The following is a 16,697-nucleotide window of genomic DNA, read 5'->3' as shown; positions in this document are numbered from 1 at the left end:
TGTGCGCCTCAGCCGCGCGTGTTCACCGCGTAGAGCGCCACGGCCGCGGCGTTCGACACGTTCAGGCTTTCCACCTTGGGCGAGATCGGCAGGCGGGCGAGCTGGTCGCAATGCGCCTCGGTATTCTGGCGCATGCCCTCGCCCTCGGCGCCGAGCACCAGTGCGATGCGGCCTTCGCCCATCACTTCGCCCAGCGTCGCCTTGGCGTGGCCGGTGAGGCCGACGCGCCAGAAACCCGCCTCGGCGATCTCGTCGAGCGCGCGCGACAGGTTCACCACGCGGACCCAGGGGACCACCTCCAGCGTGCCGGCCGCCGAGCGGGCGAGGGTGCCGGTTTCGGGCGGGGCGTGCCGGTCCTGCGTGACGATGCCGAGCGCATCGAACGCCGCCGCCGAGCGCAGGATCGCGCCGACATTGTGCGGATCGGTCACCTGGTCGAGCACCAGCAGCGGGCGCTTGTCCTCCGCGCCCTGCTCGAGCAGATCGCCGAGCCAGATCTCCTCGAGCGGATCCACTTCGGCGACCAGCCCCTGGTGCGGCGCGTCGGACGGCACGAGGCGGCCGAGATCGGCCGCGTCGGCATAGGTGATCGGGATGACCGGGGGCAGGTCCAGCGCCGACAGCGCCTCGCGCGTGCCCCAGATCTTGCGCACCGTCCGCTCGGGGTTGGCGAGTGCCGCGAGCACCGCGTGACGGCCGTAGAAACGCGGCCGCGATGCGGATGCCTGGCTGGGACGATGGCCTCGACGTTTCATCAGTGTGCAGACTCCGGGAAGGGATAGAATTGATCGGCCGGGGTCGGCGCGGTCGCAAGCGGCGCGCGCGGCAGCGGCTGATCGCTGTTGGCGGCGTTGATCAGGAATGCGGCGAGGATGGTTGCGCCCTGGCGCATATCGTCGGCCTTCAGATGATCGAACGTATCGACGTCCGTATGATGCACCATGGAGCCATAGTCGAGGGGGTCCTGGATGAACTGGAACGCCGGGATGCCCACCGCGTCGAAGAAGACATGGTCGGTGCTGCCGGTGCGTCGCGCCGAAACCTGGGTCGCGCCCATCGCGTGGAAGGGCGTGAACCACTGTTCGAAGATCGGCATCACCGCGGTGTTGCCCTGCGCGTAGATGCCGCGAATCTTGCCCGAGCCGTTGTCGAGGTTGAAATAGGCGGCGAGCTTGCCGTGGTCCGGGCCGGGCGTGATCGGGAAGGCGCGGCTCCACGTCATGTAGCGGACGGTGCCCGTCGCGCTGGGATCGACCGGGCGCTTGGCGATGTGGGCCTCGACATAGGCCATCGAGCCGAGCAGGCCCTGCTCCTCGCCCGCCCACAGCGCGAAGCGGATCGCGCGCTTGGTCTTGATGCCCGAGGCGCGGATGATGCGCGCGGCTTCCATCACCATCGCGCTGCCGGCGGCATTGTCCGCGGCACCGTCACCCATCGCCCAGCTGTCGAGATGCGCGCCGGCCATCACATAGCCCGCCTTGGGATCGGTGCCGGGGATGTCGGCGAGGATGTTGTAGCCCTTGGTATCGCTGTCGTCGAAGCGGTTGACGGCGTCGATCTCCAGCGTCGGCTTGGCGCCCATCTTGGCGAGGCGGGCGAGGCGGCGATAATCCTCGGCTGCGATCTCGATGCCGGGGAGGGTGCCCGACTGGCCGACCTGGAACTGGCTGTTCTGGCCGTGGACCAGCTTGCCGTTGCGGCTCGACATGATCGCGTAGCCGATCGCGCCTTCTGCCTTGAGGAAGGCGTCGCGCTTGCCGGCGAAGGTGTAGCGGGCCGGGTTGAACGGGCGTTCCCCGTCACCGTTGGGCAGATCGTAAAAGTCGCGCTTGGCCAGTTCCTCGACGCTCCAGCGCTTGAACGGCGCCTCGGTCGCTTCCTCCAGCTCGCGCGGCTCGGTGATCAGCACCAGCTTGCCCTTCAGCTTGCCCTTGTACTGGGCAAAGGCGGCCTCGTCGGCGAGCGGGGCGAGCACGACCTCGCCGGTGATCGCGCCATTGGTGCCGGGCGTCCAGGGCAGGGGGGCGGCGATCAGCTGGAGCGGGCGCGGGGCGACCATGCGCACTGCCAGCTTCTCGTTCGACCAGCCGCGGCCGAACTCGAACCCTTCCTTGTGGACGTTGACAAGGCCCCATTCGCGGAACTTGGCCTGGGTCCAGTCCTCGGCCTTGCGGATGCCGGGCGAGTTGGTGAGCCGCGCGCCGATCACGTCGGTGAGGTATTGCGCGATTCGCATCACCTCCGAATGGTTGGTGCCTTGGTCGATCACGCGATCGGTGGCGTTGGTCTGGATCGTCTGGGCGGCGATCGGTGCGCTGGCGAGCAGCGCGGCGGTGAGAGCAAGCATGGTGCGACGCATTATAATCCCCCCAAAAAGTGACGGCGGGACGCTATGCGGACAAAAGAGTGCACACAAGGCGTTGACAGGTGCGATCCGCTTCGGCATTGGGCCCACCTCGCTCGCAAGCGGCGGTCTCCATGGATAGGTGGCCGAGTGGTTAAAGGCAGCAGACTGTAAATCTGCCGGGCTTCGCCCTACGGTGGTTCGAATCCATCCCTATCCACCACCGCCGCTGCGAGCGATCTTCTTCAAGATCGCTACCGCTGCACCGACGCAGCCGATTCCGCCGGGCGGGGGTCAGCGATTGTCGTGCTGTGCCAGGGTTCGGTCGCGAAACTCGATCAGTTGCAGAAGGTGGTCTAGTTCGCGGATCTGCGGGGCGGGCGCGCCGTCGCGGATGGCCGCTTCGATCTGGTCGAGCAGATAGCGTGCGCTGCCGACGCCGTGGGTGAGGTAGATGGCTTCGGCGCGCTCCAGGAGCGTAGAAAGCGGCGTCACAGGGCTTCCTTGCGGTGAAGCAAGGATAATATCCAAAACGGATGTAGTGACGCAATGCGCATGGGCTTGCGATTGCGTTGAGACGTGCACTAGGTGTGTCCCGTGTCGGGATTATTCCTGACTTGTTCCCGCGTACCGGAAAATCCAATACGGATATAAAGATACGCGAGTTTTCGAAGCAATGGACGAACGGGGTGCAGGTATCGAGGCGGTGTGTACGCACCTGGTGGACGCGATTGCGCTGCTCGACCTTCTGGGCGAGGATGCCGAAGCGGCCAACATCTCCCTATCGCTCGAACGTCTGACGACCAAGTACGGTGTCACGGCGCCGTCGGGTGCGCTGCGCGATCCAGGATGAGGTCGAAATAGCGATCCAGCGCCGCGCCGGTTTTCTCGGTCAATTCCAGATAGGTGAAGCGCCGGTCGGTCGCGAGGCTGCGCTTGTGGATCATGCCGCGCCGGGCGAGCGCGTTGATCCAGCGGAGCGCCGTTGTGGTCGGCACGCCGGAAGCGGTGCAAGCCGCCGAGGTCGATACGTCCTTGCCGTCCGCACGGCTGACGTACAGCGTCAGCAGGATGTTGAACGCCGGGTCGGCGAACAGGTCCTTAGCCACCTCGCGCTCCAATAGCGTGCGGCCCCAGAGAATCATCCGGGCGAGTTGCAGACGTCCAAACGAACCGGCTGGCGATTCGCCGGTGGCCGCGGGGGCATCACCGGCGAATTGCGTGAAAAGCCGCTTGATTTCGCTCAGCCGCGCATCGACTTCATCGAATAGTTCGGTGCCACGCACCCCCAATTTGTCCTCCATCGTCGCCCGTGCTTAGGCAGCGATCGTTACTCGATCAACATATGGACGTCGTTAGGATAGCCTAAACCTTCGATGTCATGAATATCGTTGCAGCCGAAACAGACACGCCTCAGAAGACCGAGGCGACCAATTGGCGAAATGCGTCGGCGCGGTGGCTCATGCCATGTTTTGCGGACGGCTCCATTTCGCCAAACGTTTCCGCATGGCCTAGCGGGACGAACATCGGATCATAGCCGAAGCCCTTTTCACCGCGCGGCGGCCAGACGAGTTCGCCGTGTACTCTGCCTTCGAACCACTCGACATGACCGTCCGGCCATGCCAGCGCGAGCGCGCAGACGAAATGCGCGGCGCGGCTGGTCTCCGGCGGGAGCGCCGCCAGCTTGTCCTGGACGCGCTGCATCGCCAAGCCGAAGTCGCGCCCCTCGAACGGGGCGACGGGCGCGAGCCCGTCCATCCCCGGTGCGGCCACGCCCCACCGCGCGGAGTAGATGCCGGGGGCAAGCCCCAGCGCTTCGACGCACAGCCCCGAATCGTCGGCGAGGGCGGGCAGCCCGGACAGGTCCGCCGCCTGCAGCGCCTTGAGCTCGGCATTGGCGACGAAGCTGGTGCCGGTCTCCTCGGGCTCGGGCAGGTCCAATTCGGCGGCCGAGACCGGCTCGATCCCATAGGGACCGAGCAGCTCGCGGATCTCGCGCACCTTGCCTTCATTGTGGCTGGCGATCACCAGCTTGCCCGGCGCGAGCTTGCGGATCGCCTGGGGGACCTCGCCCTCGCCGCTCATCCGACCGCCTTCAGCTGGGCGTCGAAGATGCGGGCGCAGCCGATGCGGGCGAGGCGGAGCAGGCGCAGCAGGCCTTCCTCGTCATAGGTCGCGCCTTCGGCGGTGGCCTGCGCCTCGGCGATGTTGCCGTTGGCGAGCAGCACGAAGTTCGCGTCCGCATCGGCCGACGAATCCTCGGGATAGTCGAGGTCGAGCACCGGCGTGCCCTGGTAGATGCCGCAGCTCACCGCCGCCACCTGGGTGGTGATCGGATCGGTGGCGATCGCGCCTTCCGCCATCAGCTTGTTGACCGCGAGCCGAAGCGCCACCCAGGCGCCCGAGATCGCCGCGGTGCGGGTGCCGCCATCGGCCTGGAGCACGTCGCAGTCGAGCGTGATCTGGCGCTCGCCGAGCAGCTTGAGGTCGGTCACCGCCCGGAGGGAGCGGCCGATCAGCCGCTGGATTTCCTGCGTGCGGCCCGACTGCTTGCCCTTGGCCGCCTCGCGCTGGCCGCGGGTGTGGGTGGCGCGGGGAAGCATGCCGTACTCGGCGGTTACCCAGCCTTCGCCCTTGCCGCGCAGGAACGGCGGCACGCGCTCTTCGACGCTGGCGGTGACGAGCACGCGGGTGTCGCCGAAGCCGATCAGTACCGATCCTTCGGCGTGGCGGGTGAAGTTCGGCGTGATGGTGATTTCCCGCATTTCGTCGGGGGCGCGGCCGGATGGGCGCATGCGATTCAGTCTCCCTAAAGATCGAGCCGGGCACCTAGACCGTGGCGGCGCGTTCCGCCAGTCTTGCACGATACGGGGAGAAAGACACGCATGCGCCAATTGGTTGCACTGATTTGCGGCGGGGCGCTGCTCGGCGGCTGCATCCCGCAGGTGGCGCCGCCCGAGGGTTCGTCGCGCCCGGCGCCCGCCAGGCCCTCCCGCCCGGCACCACCGCCGCCGGTGAGCAGCGGTGTGCCCGCAGGTCCGTCCGCGCCGATCGTGCGCGGCGAGATGATCCGCTACACGACCAGCCCGTGCGGCGGGGCATGCCCGGTCTATTCGGTCACCGTGCGGCCGGACGGGACCGGCACCTTCGAGGGGCAGCGCTTTACCGCAGTGACCGGTGCACGCGACTTCCGGGTGTCGCCGGCGCAGTACGAGGCGTTCCTCACGCGGCTCGCACCCTATCGCCCGCGCAGCGGCAGCGTGCGCACTGTGCCGGGCACGCCCGCCTGCGGCCAGCATGCCACCGACATGCCGAGCGTCGAGGTCCAGTGGGACGGAAGGGCAGGGCACCGCGCGCTCTCCTATTATTTCGGTTGCGACCGGAGCCGGAGCCCCGGCGTCGCCGATGCGTTGGGGTCGGCACCCGATCTGCTGCCGATCGCCGGCCTGATCGGCGCACGGCCTTGAAGCCGACCCGCCGGACCGCCTAGATAACAGCCACCATGATCACGCCGCCGATCCACGAGCTGACCGACCGCGCGCGCGACGTGTTTCGCATCGTGGTGGAATCCTATCTGGATACCGGCGCGCCGGTGGGCTCGCGCACCATCTCGCGCATCTCGGCGCTCAACCTGTCGCCGGCGTCGATCCGCAACGTGATGCAGGATCTGGAGGAAGCGGGGCTGCTCGCGGCCCCCCATACCAGCGCCGGCCGCATGCCGACCGAAAGCGGGCTGCGGCTGTTCGTCGACGGGATGATGCAGGCGAGCGAACCCTCGGTCGAGGAACGCGCGGCGATCGAGGCGCGCGCTGGCATCGGCGGCCCGGTAGAGGATGCCATCGCCGAGACCACGGCGGCGCTCTCCGGGCTTTCGGCCTGTGCGGGCCTCGTCCTCGTCCCCAAGGCCGAGACCGTGCTGCGCCAATTCGGCTTCGTACCCTTGAGCCAGGATCGCGCGCTCGCCGTGCTGGTCGGTGAGGACGGCTCGGTCGAGAACCGGGTGGTCGAGCTGCCCGGCGGGGTCGACCCGATGTCGCTGCAGCGCGCGGCCAATTACATGAGCGCCACGCTCGCCGGGCTCACGCTCGCCGAGGCGCGCGGCCGGATCGAGCGCGAGCTGCGCCAGCAACAGGCAGCACTCGACGCCGCCGCCTCGGAGCTGGTCGAGCGCGGGCTCGCGGTGTGGAGCGAGGACAGCGGCCGCCGCCCGGTGCTGATCGTCCGCGGCCAGGCCCGGCTGATCGACAATGGCGCCGCCGAGGATCTCGACCGCGTCCGCCAGCTGCTCGACGAGCTGGAGGGCAAGGAGGAGATCGCCCGGCTGCTCGACAGCGCCCGCGAAGGCGAGGCGGCGCGGATCTTCATCGGCTCCGAGAACAAGCTGTTCGCGCTTTCCGGCTCGTCGGTGATCGCCAAGCCGGTGCGATCGCTCGACGGCCGGGTGGTCGGCGTCGTCGGCGTGATCGGCCCGACCCGGTTGAACTATGCCCGCGTCGTGCCCATGGTGGATTTCACGGCGGCCACATTGGCCCGTTTGCTGGCCTGAAGAAAACAGGGAACCATGTCCGAGAATATCGAAAATACCGAACCGACCCAGGGCGAAACGCTGCGGGAAGAGACTGCACAGGCGGCCCCCGAGGTTGCCGAGCAGGACCGTGTCGCCGAGCTGGAGGCGCAGCTGGCCGAGGCCAAGCAGGCGCATCTCTACGTCCAGGCCGACATGCAGAATCTCCGCCGCCGCACCGAGAAGGAAGTGGCGGACGCGCGCGCCTATGCCGCGACCAGCTTCGCCCGCGACATCCTCTCCGTCGCCGACAATCTCGGCCGGGCGCTGCAGGCGATCCCCGCCGAGCTGCGCGAGGACGAGAAGATGAAGGGCCTGGTCACCGGCCTGGAGGCCACCGGCCGCGAGCTGGAGGCGGTCTTCGGCCGCCACGGCATCTCCAAGGTGGTGGCGCTGGGCGAGGTGCTCGACCCCAACAAGCACCAGGCGATGATGGAAATGCCCGTCGCCGACAAGGAGCCCGGCACCGTGGTGCAGGAGATCCAGTCCGGCTACATGATCAAGGACCGGCTGCTCCGCCCGGCGCTCGTCGCCGTCGCCAAGAAGCCCGACTGACCGGCCTTCGCCCCGCTCCGACAACGGGCGGGGCCTTGCCCCTGCGGTTCGTCGCATTGCGGCACGCTTCCCCAAATCCCCTTGGTTGACATGCGACCGGCCCGCGCCCATCTGCGGCTCGGTCGTACGGTTTTGCACGACTCTTTCGCAACGGATCCGAGAAGGAACCATGCCCAGTAGCGATCAAAGTAGACTGACCGGTCCTGTCCAGGCCGCCGCGCTGATCTGATCGTACTGGTCACCTCACGCGCCGGTCCGGATGGGCCGGTCGGCAGTGAGGTGTACCCATGAATGCAGCCATTCGTTTCCTGAACGACCTGCGCCGGATCGGCGCGTCGCGGGACCTCAACGCGGTGTTCGACGAACGCCTGACCTTCGGCGAGCGCCTCGCCGATCGGGTCGCGGCGGTCGGCGGCTCCTGGGGGTTCATCATCGGCTTCGGCCTGTTCCTCGCCGCCTGGGCGGTGCTGAACACGGTTGTGCTCGCCGCGCACGCCTTCGACCCGTTCCCGTTTATTTTCCTGAACCTGATGCTGTCGATGCTCGCCGCGCTGCAGGCGCCGATCATCATGATGAGCCAGAACCGCCAGGCGGCGAAGGACCGGCTCGAGGCGCGGCTCGACTATGAGACCAACCTGCGCGCCGAGGCGCAGATCGAGGAGTTGCACGCCAAGATCGATTCGCTCCACGCGGATATCGCCCGGCTGGTCGAGGTCCGCGCGCCGCGCTGATCGCCTCAGAAGGAGACGGCGCGGGCTTCCTTCTCGGCTTCGTTGAGCGCGCGCTGGGTGGCGACCCGCTCGGCGCGCACGGCCATCGCTTCCCAGGCCGCCTGGGAGCGGAGGTGGCGTTCGCGGACATTGTCGAGATCGCAGTCGGCAGCGGCGGCACCGGCTTCGTCGGCACGGGCGCGGAAGAGTTCGATTTCGGTCATCGGCGCGGTCTCCACCAAGAGTTCAAACGAAAACGGCGGCCCCGGGTGGAGCCGCCGTCTTGGGGGGCAGATCAGTCTGCCGCCTGGAGGTTGACCGCCGCCATCTTGCCGCGGCGATCCTCTTCCAGATCGTAGCTCACGCGCTGGTTCTGCTGCAGCGTGATCATGCCGGCGCGTTCCACCGCCGTGATGTGAACGAAGGCGTCGTTGCCGCCGGTATCCGGCGCGATGAAGCCATAGCCCTTGTCGGCGTTGAAGAACTTGACGGTGCCAGTGATGCTCATGTGTTTTCCTTGCATAATCGGCGCGCCCCGTGCGGGCGGACCTCGCGCTTCAGGGCAGGGATGGAAGGAAAACGGAGCCGCAAAGCACCAGAGACCAACGATTTGCGACTTCAGCACCCCCTATGTGGGCGCTTGCGGCCGCAGATGCAATGGCAAGGGGCCGGATTGCGGCGGGATGCCGGGTGGCGAGGGCAGGGCGCGGGAGCCTCAGCGCGGCCGGTGGGTGGTGCCGACGCCGGGGGTGATGAAGATCGCGGTGCAGGTTGCGCCCGGCGCGACATCGGCGGTGTGCCAGGTGCCCGGCGGGTTGATGGCGTAATCGCCCGGGGCGAGCGTCACGGTCTCGGTGCTGCCGTCGGCATGTTCCTGGTGGAGCGTGCAGGCGCCCTGGGTGCAGATCACGCGTTCCGCGCCGTGCGGGTGCATCTCCCACGAGTCCCAGCTTTCCGAAAAGGCGAACTGCGAGACCAGCCGGCCCTCCTGCCCGTCCGCGGCATGGCGGGCGGCATAGGCCTCGAACCAGTCGGGGCCGGTGAAGTCGGGCTCGACGGTGGCGCTGGCGGCGCGGCCGAGATGGGCGGGGTTGGTGGGGAGGTGGGGCATCATGATGAAGGTTATCGAGACATGTGGAGCTACACTAGCTGTCCCACCTACGCCTGCCATTATGTTGCGTTACACGATGGACGCTCGAACGCCGACTGCCACTTAGAGAGGGGAGTAACGTGAGGGTGGCAAACGCGAATCAGTGCGCTAAACAACCTTTGAACGGTTACCAAGCGGGGCTCCATGCTAGACTCTCTTCACATCTCTAATTTTAAGACGTGGCGGAGCGCATTACTTGACTTCGGCCTACTTACAGGTCTTTTTGGTACTAATTCCTCCGGTAAATCAAGTCTAATTCAGTTTATGCTTATGCTTAAGCAGACGAAAGAGGCTACTGACCGAGGTATTTCACTCGATTTAAATGGGAGGTTGGCCAAGCTCGGATCATTCGAAGATGTGGTTCACAATCATAACACCGAAGATCTGTTGAGTTGGCAGATTGGATTTGAAGTTGATCACCCTTTGACTCTTCAGGATCCCTCTACTAAGCGCAGCGAATATCTTGTCAGGTCCAACGAATTTAGCGTCGGTGCTGAAGTGGGTGGAACGGCTCTGGGACCCCTTGCTAGAGTTTTGCGCTATCAAGTGGATGATCAGGTATTTACTCTGAGTCGAAAAAAGAGTGACGCCAATGCATTCGACTTGAGGGCTTCCGGTAGTGCTTTCAAGTTTGTGAGGACGCCTGGACGTGCATGGCAGCTGCCCGGCCCGATCAAATCGTATGCTTTTCCTGATCAAGCCAGAACATACTTTCAGAACGCTTCATTGCTCGCCGATCTAGAGTCGGCCTATGAGCGAGAAGTCGATCGCATATTTTACTTAGGTCCGCTGCGAGAATATCCTAAGAGAGAATATGTTTGGGGTCGCTCGCGACCGGTCGATGTCGGGGTTCGCGGTGAACTTGTCGTAGATGCGATCCTTGCGGCCACCTTAGACGGTGCAAAATATAACCTTTTCAAGAAGGGGCGTTTGCAGACGTTTCAGGAAATAGTTGCCTATTGGCTCAAGGCGATGGGGCTAATTTCGAATTTTGAGATACGAGAGCTGGCGCCAGGGTCTAGCTATTATCAGGCTGTGGTGAAGGTGCGAGATGATAGCCCACCTGCATTACTTACCGATGTCGGATTTGGTGTTTCTCAAGTTTTGCCGATTATCGTTCTATTGTATTACGTTCCTGCTGGTTCAACTGTAATATTGGAGCAGCCTGAAATACATCTCCATCCCCTTGCTCAATCTGCCCTCGCAGATTTGCTCATTAATGTGGCTACGTATCGAGGAGTACAGATACTCTTTGAGAGCCATTCCGAGCATCTTCTGCTTAGAATGCAAAGAAGGATTGCTGAGGAAGAGGTGGATGCAGAAGATATAAAGCTATACTTTACAGATTATGATGAGGGTAGTTCACATCTGCATGAGCTCGAAATTGACGAGTATGGCCAGATTTTGAATTGGCCCGAAAATTTTATGGGGGATGCATTCGGTGAAACGTTGGCGGCTGAAAAGGCGCGGTTGAAGCGGATGGCTAAGAAATGAACAGGCATGTCGTTGATACGAACGTCCCTATCGCGGCCAACGGCGCAGATGAAAAGCTCTCGTATGAATGTAGGTTTAAGTGCGTGGAGTATCTAGAAGGTTTGGCTGCGCAGGGAGTGCTGGTTGTCGACTTGCAAGGAGAGGTCGAGGCTGAGTATCGGAATCATCTAAATGTTGGGCAGCCGGGGGTTGGTAATCGATTTCTTCAAAAATTCTTTTCGCAGGCTGCGCACAGAATAGAGCGTGTAGATATCGAAAGGAAGAAGGATGGCAGCTTTGTTAGTATGTCATTTGATGGGGCATTGAAGAAATTCGACTTGTCAGATAGAAAGTTTGCTGTTCTTTCTAAAATTGCGAAGGCTCCCGTTTATTGCGCAGTAGACTCAGATTGGGTTATCTTTGAAGAATCCCTCCGCAATGGAGGGGTTACTGTAGAATTTATATGCGGAAGAGATAAAACAAAGTGGTTTGTCAAAGAATAATTACGCCGTCTCGTTCGGTTATGCGCTGCTCCGGCAATTGAGGTGGATGTCGCCATGTGAGGTATTCGTCTCGTTTGCAGCGCCGTCAGGCCCCACCCCAACCCCTCCCCTGAAGGGGAGGGGCTAAGGTTGGGTTACTCCGCCATCACCTTCGCCGCCTTCGCCTTCCGCGGCTTGAGCAACGGCGCCAGATACCGCCCGGTATAGCTGCCCGCCACCTTCGCCACCTGCTCCGGCGTGCCTTCGGCGACGATCTCGCCGCCCTTCACGCCGCCTTCGGGGCCGAGGTCGAGGATCCAGTCGGCGGTCTTGATGACGTCGAGATTGTGCTCGATCACCACCACCGTGTTGCCCTGTTCCACCAGCGCGTGGAGCACTTCCAGGAGCTTCCGCACATCCTCGAAGTGCAGGCCCGTGGTGGGTTCGTCGAGGATGTACAGCGTCTGCCCGGTGGCGCGGCGCGCCAGTTCCTTGGCGAGCTTCACCCGCTGCGCCTCTCCGCCCGACAGCGTCGTCGCCTGTTGCCCCACCTTCACATAGCCGAGGCCCACTTCGGCGAGCATCGCCATGCGGTCGCGGATCGGGGGCACGGCCTTGAAGAACTCGACCGCGTCTTCCACCGTCATGTCGAGCACGTCGGCGATCGACTTGCCCTTGAACTTCACCTCCAGCGTCTCGCGATTGTAGCGCGCGCCGTGGCACACGTCGCAGGTGACATAGACGTCGGGGAGGAAGTGCATCTCGATCTTGAGCACGCCGTCGCCCTGGCACGCCTCGCACCGGCCGCCCTTGACGTTGAAGCTGAACCGGCCGGGCTTGTAGCCGCGCGCCTGCGCCTCGGGGAGACCGGCGAACCAGTCGCGGATGTTGGTGAAGGCGCCGGTATAGGTCGCCGGGTTCGAGCGCGGGGTGCGGCCGATCGGCGACTGGTCGATGTCGATCACCTTGTCGCAATTCTCGAGCCCGGTGATCTTGTCGTGCTTGCCGGCGAGCACGCGCGCGCCGTTGAGCTGGCGCGCGGCCGAGGCATAGAGCGTGTCGAGCGTGAAGCTGGACTTGCCCGAGCCCGAGACGCCGGTGATGCAGGTGAAGGTGCCGAGCGGGATGCTGGCGGTCACGCCCTTGAGGTTGTTGGCGGTGGCGTTGTGCACCGTGATCTTCTTGCCGTTGCCCTTGCGGCGCTTGGCGGGCACGGCGACCTCGCGGGTGCCGTTGAGATAGTCGGCGGTGACGCTGCCTTCGGTCGCCAGCACTTCTTCGAGCGTGCCCTTGGCGACGATCTCGCCGCCATGGACGCCGGCGCCCGGCCCCATGTCGATCACATAATCGGCGGTGCGGATCGCATCCTCGTCATGCTCGACGACGAGCACGGTGTTGCCGAGGTCGCGCAGGCGCTTGAGGGTGGCGAGCAGCATGTCGTTGTCGCGCTGGTGCAGGCCGATCGAGGGCTCGTCGAGCACGTAGAGCACGCCCGACAGCCCGCTGCCGATCTGGCTGGCGAGGCGGATGCGCTGGCTCTCGCCGCCCGAGAGCGTGCCCGAGGTGCGATCGAGGTTGAGATAGTCGAGCCCGACATTGTTGAGGAAGCCGAGCCGCTCGTCGATTTCCTTGAGGATCGCGCGGGCGATCTCGCGCTGCTGTGGCGTGAAGGTCTCGGGCAGGGTCTGGAAAAAGGCGAGTGCGTCGACCACCGAAAGGCGGGTGGCATGGGCGATGTCCTGCCCGGCCACCTTCACCGCCAGCGCCTCGGGCTTGAGGCGGGCGCCGCCGCACACCTCGCAGGGGTGGCTGGCCTGGTACTTGCCCAGCTCCTCGCGCATCCACGCGCTTTCGGTCTGCAGCATGCGGCGGTTGAGGTTGCCGATCACGCCCTCGAACGGCTTCTTGACGTCGTAGCTCTTGCGACCGTCGATGAAGGTGAGGGTGACGGGCTTGCCGCCGGTGCCGTGGAGGATGATCAGTTGCACTTCGCCGGGCAGGTCCTTCCACGGCGTATCGAGGCTGAAGCCGAATTCGCGGGCGAGGCTGCCCAGCACCTGCATGTAATAGGGCGAGGGCGGGTTGGACTTGGCCCAGGGCACCACCGCGCCCTTCTTGATGCTGAGATCATGGTTGGGGACGACGAGGTCCTCGTCGAACTCGAGCTTCTCGCCGAGCCCATCGCACGCCGGGCAGGCGCCCTGGGGGGCGTTGAACGAGAAAAGGCGCGGCTCGATCTCGGGAATGGTGAAGCCGGAGACCGGGCAGGCGAACTTCTCGGAGAAGACGATGCGGTTGTCGGGGATGCCCGCTCCCTTGAGGTTCCCCTCCCGCTTGCGGGAGGGGCTAGGGGAGGGGCTGTCCGGGGCCTCAACGGCGAACGTCTGGGGTGCCTCCCGAACAGCCCCTCCCCCGACCCCTCCCGCAAGCGGGAGGGGAGCGCTGAGCTCGGCCACCGTCGTATCCACCAGGTCCACGTACGCCAGCCCCTCGGCCAGCTTGAGCGCGGTCTCGAAGCTCTCGGCCAGGCGCGTGCCGATATCGTCGCGCACCACCAGGCGATCGACCACCACCTCGATGTCGTGCTTGAACTTCTTGTCGAGCGCCGGGGCTTCCTCGATCAGGTACATCTCGCCGTCGATGCGGACGCGGCTGAAGCCGGCCTTCTGCCATTCGGCGAGCTCCTTGCGATACTCGCCCTTGCGCCCGCGCACCACGGGCGCGAGCAGCAGCAGCCTTGTGCCCTCGGGCAGCGCCAGCACGCGGTCGACCATCTGGCTCACCGTCTGCGCGCTGATCGGCAGGCCGGTGGCGGGCGAGTAGGGGACGCCCACCCGTGCCCACAGCAGGCGCATGTAATCATAGATCTCGGTGACCGTCGCCACCGTCGAGCGCGGGTTGCGGCTGGTGGTCTTCTGCTCGATCGAGATGGCGGGGCTGAGGCCCTCGATATGCTCGACATTGGGCTTCTGCATCAGCTCGAGGAACTGGCGCGCATAGGCCGAGAGCGACTCGACATAGCGGCGCTGCCCCTCGGCATAGATGGTGTCGAACGCGAGGCTCGACTTGCCCGAGCCCGACAGCCCGGTGATCACCGTCAGCGTGTCGCGGGGAATGTCGATGTCGACGCCCTTGAGATTGTGCTCGCGCGCGCCGCGGACGGAGATCGTGGTGAGTGCCATAGGGGAGGGTTCTATCTTTGTTCTGAATGGTTTTCCAGAGCCGAGATAGGAATGCCGTCCGCGCTTCGCCACCTGCCCCTGCGGTCCATGCCGGTAGCCGAGCCGAGGGCAGCGGGAATCCACCGATCGACCGGCGCGGACGCCGCGTTGCCATCGCGACGAGCGCCTGCGCTGCACGATTCATTGCCGAGGCGTGACGACGGTCACATGGTCCCATTTTCGCAATATGGCAGATGCACCGCAGCGCCGGAGCCAGCGGCCCGCGGCGCACCAGGTCTCCCAAGGCGCTGCGATTCGGGGGAAGCGCGGCGCCCATGCGGGCGGGCAGGTTCAGGCCGGGGGGCTGAACCGCCCGCCCGCTGTTCGTTGGGGGCGTCTCCTCGCTCGGCGTGCTTCCTCAAGCACAAGGACTCGAAAGAGGGTCGCTTGCGCCGCCACGGTGCGCGATTTTCGCGGGGCGATGCAGGGGCGGGCGGACAAGGGGCTGATCCTCACCACCGGCAGCTTCACCGCCGATGCCAGGCAGGAGGCGCGGCGCGACGGCGCGCCCGCCATCGACCTGATCGACGGCGAGCGGCTGTGCGAACTGCTGAAGGACAACCAGCTGGGCGTGCGGGTAGAGGACGTGAAGACCGAGAAGGGGGCCGTGCTCCCCGACTTCTTCGCGGCGATCTGACCGCGACAAAGAGGCGGAGGGAACGGACGCCGGGGATCGCGCCATTCCCTCCGCCAGGTGCCGCCGGTGCCCGCGTCCTGACCGAGGCGGGCGGGCGGCGGCAGGGACGTCAATAGGCCATGGCGCCCAGGGCCTGCACGGTCGCCCGTGCCGCCGCGCTGGGCTGGCCGGGAAGCGTCGGGGCCGCGCCCCCGGCCTGGAAGCCGTTCGCCTGGCGGGCCAGCCGGTCGACCTCGCGCGCCAGATTCTGCGCGGCGGCGGAGGTCTGCTCCACCATCGCGGCGTTCTGCTGGGTGGCGCGGTCCATCTCGCCGATCGTCGCCGACACTTCGCTGATCGCGCCGGCCTGGGTCTGGTTGTCGCTCGCCATCCCGGAGACCAGCTGGTTCACGGTCGCCACGTCGCCGGCGATGTTGGAAAGCGCGCCGTCGACCTTCTCGACCATGCCTACCGCTGCGACGATGTCCGCCTGGGTGGCAGTGAGCTGGTCGCGGGCGCGGCCGGCCTCTTCCTCGGCCCGCATCGCCAGCGCCGAGACGAGATCCGCGACGACCGCGAAGCCGCGGCCCGCCTCGCCGGCGCGGCCCGCCTCCACCGCGGCGTTCATCGCGAGGACGCGGGTCTGGAAGGCGATCTTGTCGAGGCCCTCGATGACATTGTCGATGCCCTTGGCGCTTTCGGACACCCGCTCCATCGCGGCGACCGCCTGTTCGGTGATCGTGCGGCCGGTGTCGACGGTGGCTTTGGCACCGTCCGCGCGCTCCACCGTGCGGCTGGCGCTCTGCGCGGTCGCCTTGAGGCGCTGGTCCATTTCCTGCACCGAGGCGGCGGTTTCGGCGAGGCTGGCGGCATTGGCTTCGGTGCGGCGGGCGAGGTCGCCCGAGGCCTGGGCGATTTCCTGCGAGCCGGTCTTGATCGCATCCACCGTCTCGTTGATCGCGGCGAGCAGCGAGGCGAGCGATTTCTCCCGCTCCTGCAGCGCTTCCATCGCCTTTGCGCGTCCCGCCTGTTCCTGTTCGAAATAGATAGAGACCGACATCTCCAGGTCGATCAGCGCGGCGGTGACGATCGCGCGGAGCTGATCGAAGCGCGGGTCTGCCTTGCGGCGCCCGAAGGGCAGGCGAGGGCCGCCGCCGCCCATGGCCGCGAAGCTCTCGATCATCGAATCGAGGATGATCGCGTAGGAGCCGATATACCATTGCGGGGTGAGGCCGATCTGGGCGTGGCGGGCGCCGATGCGCTTCACCCGCTCGACATAATCGGCGTCGAAGGCGGCGCCCGAGAGGTGCGCCCAATGGTCGGCCTGGAGCTGCTTGGCCTTGGTGATGTGGCTGGGGCCGGAGAACATCCGTGCCGTTTCCGGATGCGCGGCGATCTGGGTGTAGAGCCGGTCGAGCGCGGGGGCGAGCGCCGCCTGGATCGTGTCGCGCGCGTCCGCGAGGATGGCGCGCTTGTCCGCGGTATAGCCGACGAAATCGAGGCGGGTGGTGAGTTCGGGGTGCACGATCCTGCTCCTGTAAACCTGCTGGGGCGGTTTACGGGCGTTATAGATCGGGCCGCC

The 16,697-nt window shown here is 65.5% G+C and carries 19 protein-coding genes and 1 tRNA gene; 9 read left to right on the top strand and 11 right to left on the bottom strand.

Features of this window, described 5'->3' with window-relative positions:
* Positions 1-8: 8 nt before the first annotated feature.
* Complete coding sequence (gene rlmB / locus QZ670_RS05405; RefSeq protein ID WP_294252755.1) at positions 9-755, bottom strand: 23S rRNA (guanosine(2251)-2'-O)-methyltransferase RlmB; 747 nt, start codon at positions 753-755, stop codon at positions 9-11.
* Positions 755-2,359 (bottom strand): M20/M25/M40 family metallo-hydrolase, encoded by a 1,605-nt coding sequence (locus QZ670_RS05400; RefSeq protein WP_294252754.1) that lies wholly within the window; start codon positions 2,357-2,359, stop codon positions 755-757. The genes rlmB and QZ670_RS05400 overlap by 1 nt, the downstream gene beginning before the upstream one ends.
* A 121-nt stretch (positions 2,360-2,480) precedes the next feature.
* Between QZ670_RS05400 and QZ670_RS05395 the strand changes: the two genes are divergently transcribed.
* Positions 2,481-2,567, top strand: a tRNA-Tyr gene (locus QZ670_RS05395).
* Between the two features lie 71 nt (positions 2,568-2,638).
* Here the strand turns inward: QZ670_RS05395 and QZ670_RS05390 are convergent.
* Positions 2,639-2,839, bottom strand: a complete 201-nt coding sequence (locus tag QZ670_RS05390; RefSeq protein ID WP_294252753.1) for a hypothetical protein — start codon at positions 2,837-2,839, stop codon at positions 2,639-2,641.
* A 181-nt stretch (positions 2,840-3,020) separates the two neighbouring features.
* On the opposite strand from QZ670_RS05390, the gene QZ670_RS05385 reads away from it, so the two are divergent.
* Positions 3,021-3,197, top strand: a complete 177-nt coding sequence (locus tag QZ670_RS05385; protein WP_294252752.1) for a hypothetical protein — start codon at positions 3,021-3,023, stop codon at positions 3,195-3,197.
* Here the strand turns inward: QZ670_RS05385 and QZ670_RS05380 are convergent.
* From QZ670_RS05380 to rph, 3 genes are all read right to left on the bottom strand, one after another.
* Positions 3,160-3,648, bottom strand: a complete 489-nt coding sequence (locus QZ670_RS05380; RefSeq protein ID WP_294252751.1) for a transcriptional regulator — start codon at positions 3,646-3,648, stop codon at positions 3,160-3,162. The two genes, QZ670_RS05385 and QZ670_RS05380, sit on opposite strands and share 38 nt — an antisense overlap.
* 109 nt (positions 3,649-3,757) lie before the next feature.
* Positions 3,758-4,429, bottom strand: a complete 672-nt coding sequence (gene rdgB, locus QZ670_RS05375; protein WP_294252750.1) for an RdgB/HAM1 family non-canonical purine NTP pyrophosphatase — start codon at positions 4,427-4,429, stop codon at positions 3,758-3,760.
* On the bottom strand, positions 4,426-5,139 hold the full coding sequence (gene rph, locus QZ670_RS05370; RefSeq protein ID WP_125973949.1) for a ribonuclease PH: 714 nt from the start codon (positions 5,137-5,139) through the stop codon (positions 4,426-4,428). The genes rdgB and rph overlap by 4 nt, the downstream gene beginning before the upstream one ends.
* Before the next feature lie 90 nt (positions 5,140-5,229).
* Between rph and QZ670_RS05365 the strand changes: the two genes are divergently transcribed.
* The 4 genes from QZ670_RS05365 to QZ670_RS05350 all read left to right on the top strand — a co-directional run bounded on the left by QZ670_RS05365 (position 5,230) and on the right by QZ670_RS05350 (position 8,194).
* A complete protein-coding gene (locus tag QZ670_RS05365; protein WP_294252749.1) occupies positions 5,230-5,811 on the top strand; it encodes a DUF6438 domain-containing protein in 582 nt (193 codons plus the stop codon).
* Positions 5,812-5,846: 35 nt separating this feature from the next.
* On the top strand, positions 5,847-6,890 hold the full coding sequence (gene hrcA, locus QZ670_RS05360) for a heat-inducible transcriptional repressor HrcA (RefSeq protein ID WP_294252748.1): 1,044 nt from the start codon (positions 5,847-5,849) through the stop codon (positions 6,888-6,890).
* Positions 6,891-6,905: 15 nt separating this feature from the next.
* Positions 6,906-7,463, top strand: coding sequence for a nucleotide exchange factor GrpE (grpE, locus tag QZ670_RS05355; RefSeq protein WP_294252747.1), 558 nt, complete (start codon positions 6,906-6,908; stop codon positions 7,461-7,463).
* Positions 7,464-7,750: 287 nt separating this feature from the next.
* Positions 7,751-8,194 carry a DUF1003 domain-containing protein gene (locus QZ670_RS05350; RefSeq protein WP_294252746.1) on the top strand — a complete coding sequence of 148 codons (444 nt, stop codon included), beginning with the start codon at positions 7,751-7,753 and terminating at the stop codon, positions 8,192-8,194.
* A 5-nt stretch (positions 8,195-8,199) separates the two neighbouring features.
* On the opposite strand, the gene QZ670_RS05345 is transcribed toward QZ670_RS05350, so the two are convergent.
* The 3 genes from QZ670_RS05345 to QZ670_RS05335 form a co-directional block, all read right to left on the bottom strand.
* Positions 8,200-8,397, bottom strand: a complete 198-nt coding sequence (locus QZ670_RS05345) for a hypothetical protein (RefSeq protein WP_294252745.1) — start codon at positions 8,395-8,397, stop codon at positions 8,200-8,202.
* Positions 8,398-8,468: 71 nt separating this feature from the next.
* Positions 8,469-8,681, bottom strand: a complete 213-nt coding sequence (locus tag QZ670_RS05340) for a cold-shock protein (RefSeq protein ID WP_294252744.1) — start codon at positions 8,679-8,681, stop codon at positions 8,469-8,471.
* 207 nt (positions 8,682-8,888) lie between these two features.
* Positions 8,889-9,284 (bottom strand): cupin domain-containing protein, encoded by a 396-nt coding sequence (locus tag QZ670_RS05335; protein ID WP_294252774.1) that lies wholly within the window; start codon positions 9,282-9,284, stop codon positions 8,889-8,891.
* A gap of 183 nt (positions 9,285-9,467) precedes the next feature.
* Between QZ670_RS05335 and QZ670_RS05330 the strand changes: the two genes are divergently transcribed.
* Together QZ670_RS05330 and QZ670_RS05325 are read left to right on the top strand one after the other, a co-directional pair.
* A complete protein-coding gene (locus QZ670_RS05330) occupies positions 9,468-10,817 on the top strand; it encodes a DUF3696 domain-containing protein (RefSeq protein ID WP_294252743.1) in 1,350 nt (449 codons plus the stop codon).
* An 83-nt stretch (positions 10,818-10,900) separates the two neighbouring features.
* Positions 10,901-11,299 carry a hypothetical protein gene (locus tag QZ670_RS05325; RefSeq protein WP_294252742.1) on the top strand — a complete coding sequence of 133 codons (399 nt, stop codon included), beginning with the start codon at positions 10,901-10,903 and terminating at the stop codon, positions 11,297-11,299.
* A 134-nt stretch (positions 11,300-11,433) separates the two neighbouring features.
* Here the strand turns inward: QZ670_RS05325 and uvrA are convergent, their stop codons facing one another.
* The gene (uvrA, locus tag QZ670_RS05320) at positions 11,434-14,460 is read right to left on the bottom strand and encodes an excinuclease ABC subunit UvrA (RefSeq protein ID WP_294252741.1); all 3,027 of its coding nucleotides are present in this window, start codon (positions 14,458-14,460) and stop codon (positions 11,434-11,436) included.
* A 439-nt stretch (positions 14,461-14,899) separates the two neighbouring features.
* Here uvrA and QZ670_RS05315 point away from each other — a divergent pair, with 439 nt between their 5' ends.
* Positions 14,900-15,136, top strand: coding sequence for a restriction endonuclease (locus QZ670_RS05315; protein ID WP_294252740.1), 237 nt, complete (start codon positions 14,900-14,902; stop codon positions 15,134-15,136).
* Positions 15,137-15,245: 109 nt separating this feature from the next.
* Here the strand turns inward: QZ670_RS05315 and QZ670_RS05310 are convergent, their stop codons facing one another.
* Positions 15,246-16,640 (bottom strand): globin-coupled sensor protein, encoded by a 1,395-nt coding sequence (locus QZ670_RS05310; protein ID WP_294252739.1) that lies wholly within the window; start codon positions 16,638-16,640, stop codon positions 15,246-15,248.
* Between the last annotated feature and the right edge of the window lie 57 nt (positions 16,641-16,697).

Origin of the sequence: uncultured Sphingomonas sp., from assembly GCF_913774285.1 — a bacterium.
Classification (GTDB): Bacteria; Pseudomonadota; Alphaproteobacteria; order Sphingomonadales; family Sphingomonadaceae; genus Sphingomonas.
This window is presented reverse-complemented; position numbering and strand designations above follow the sequence as displayed.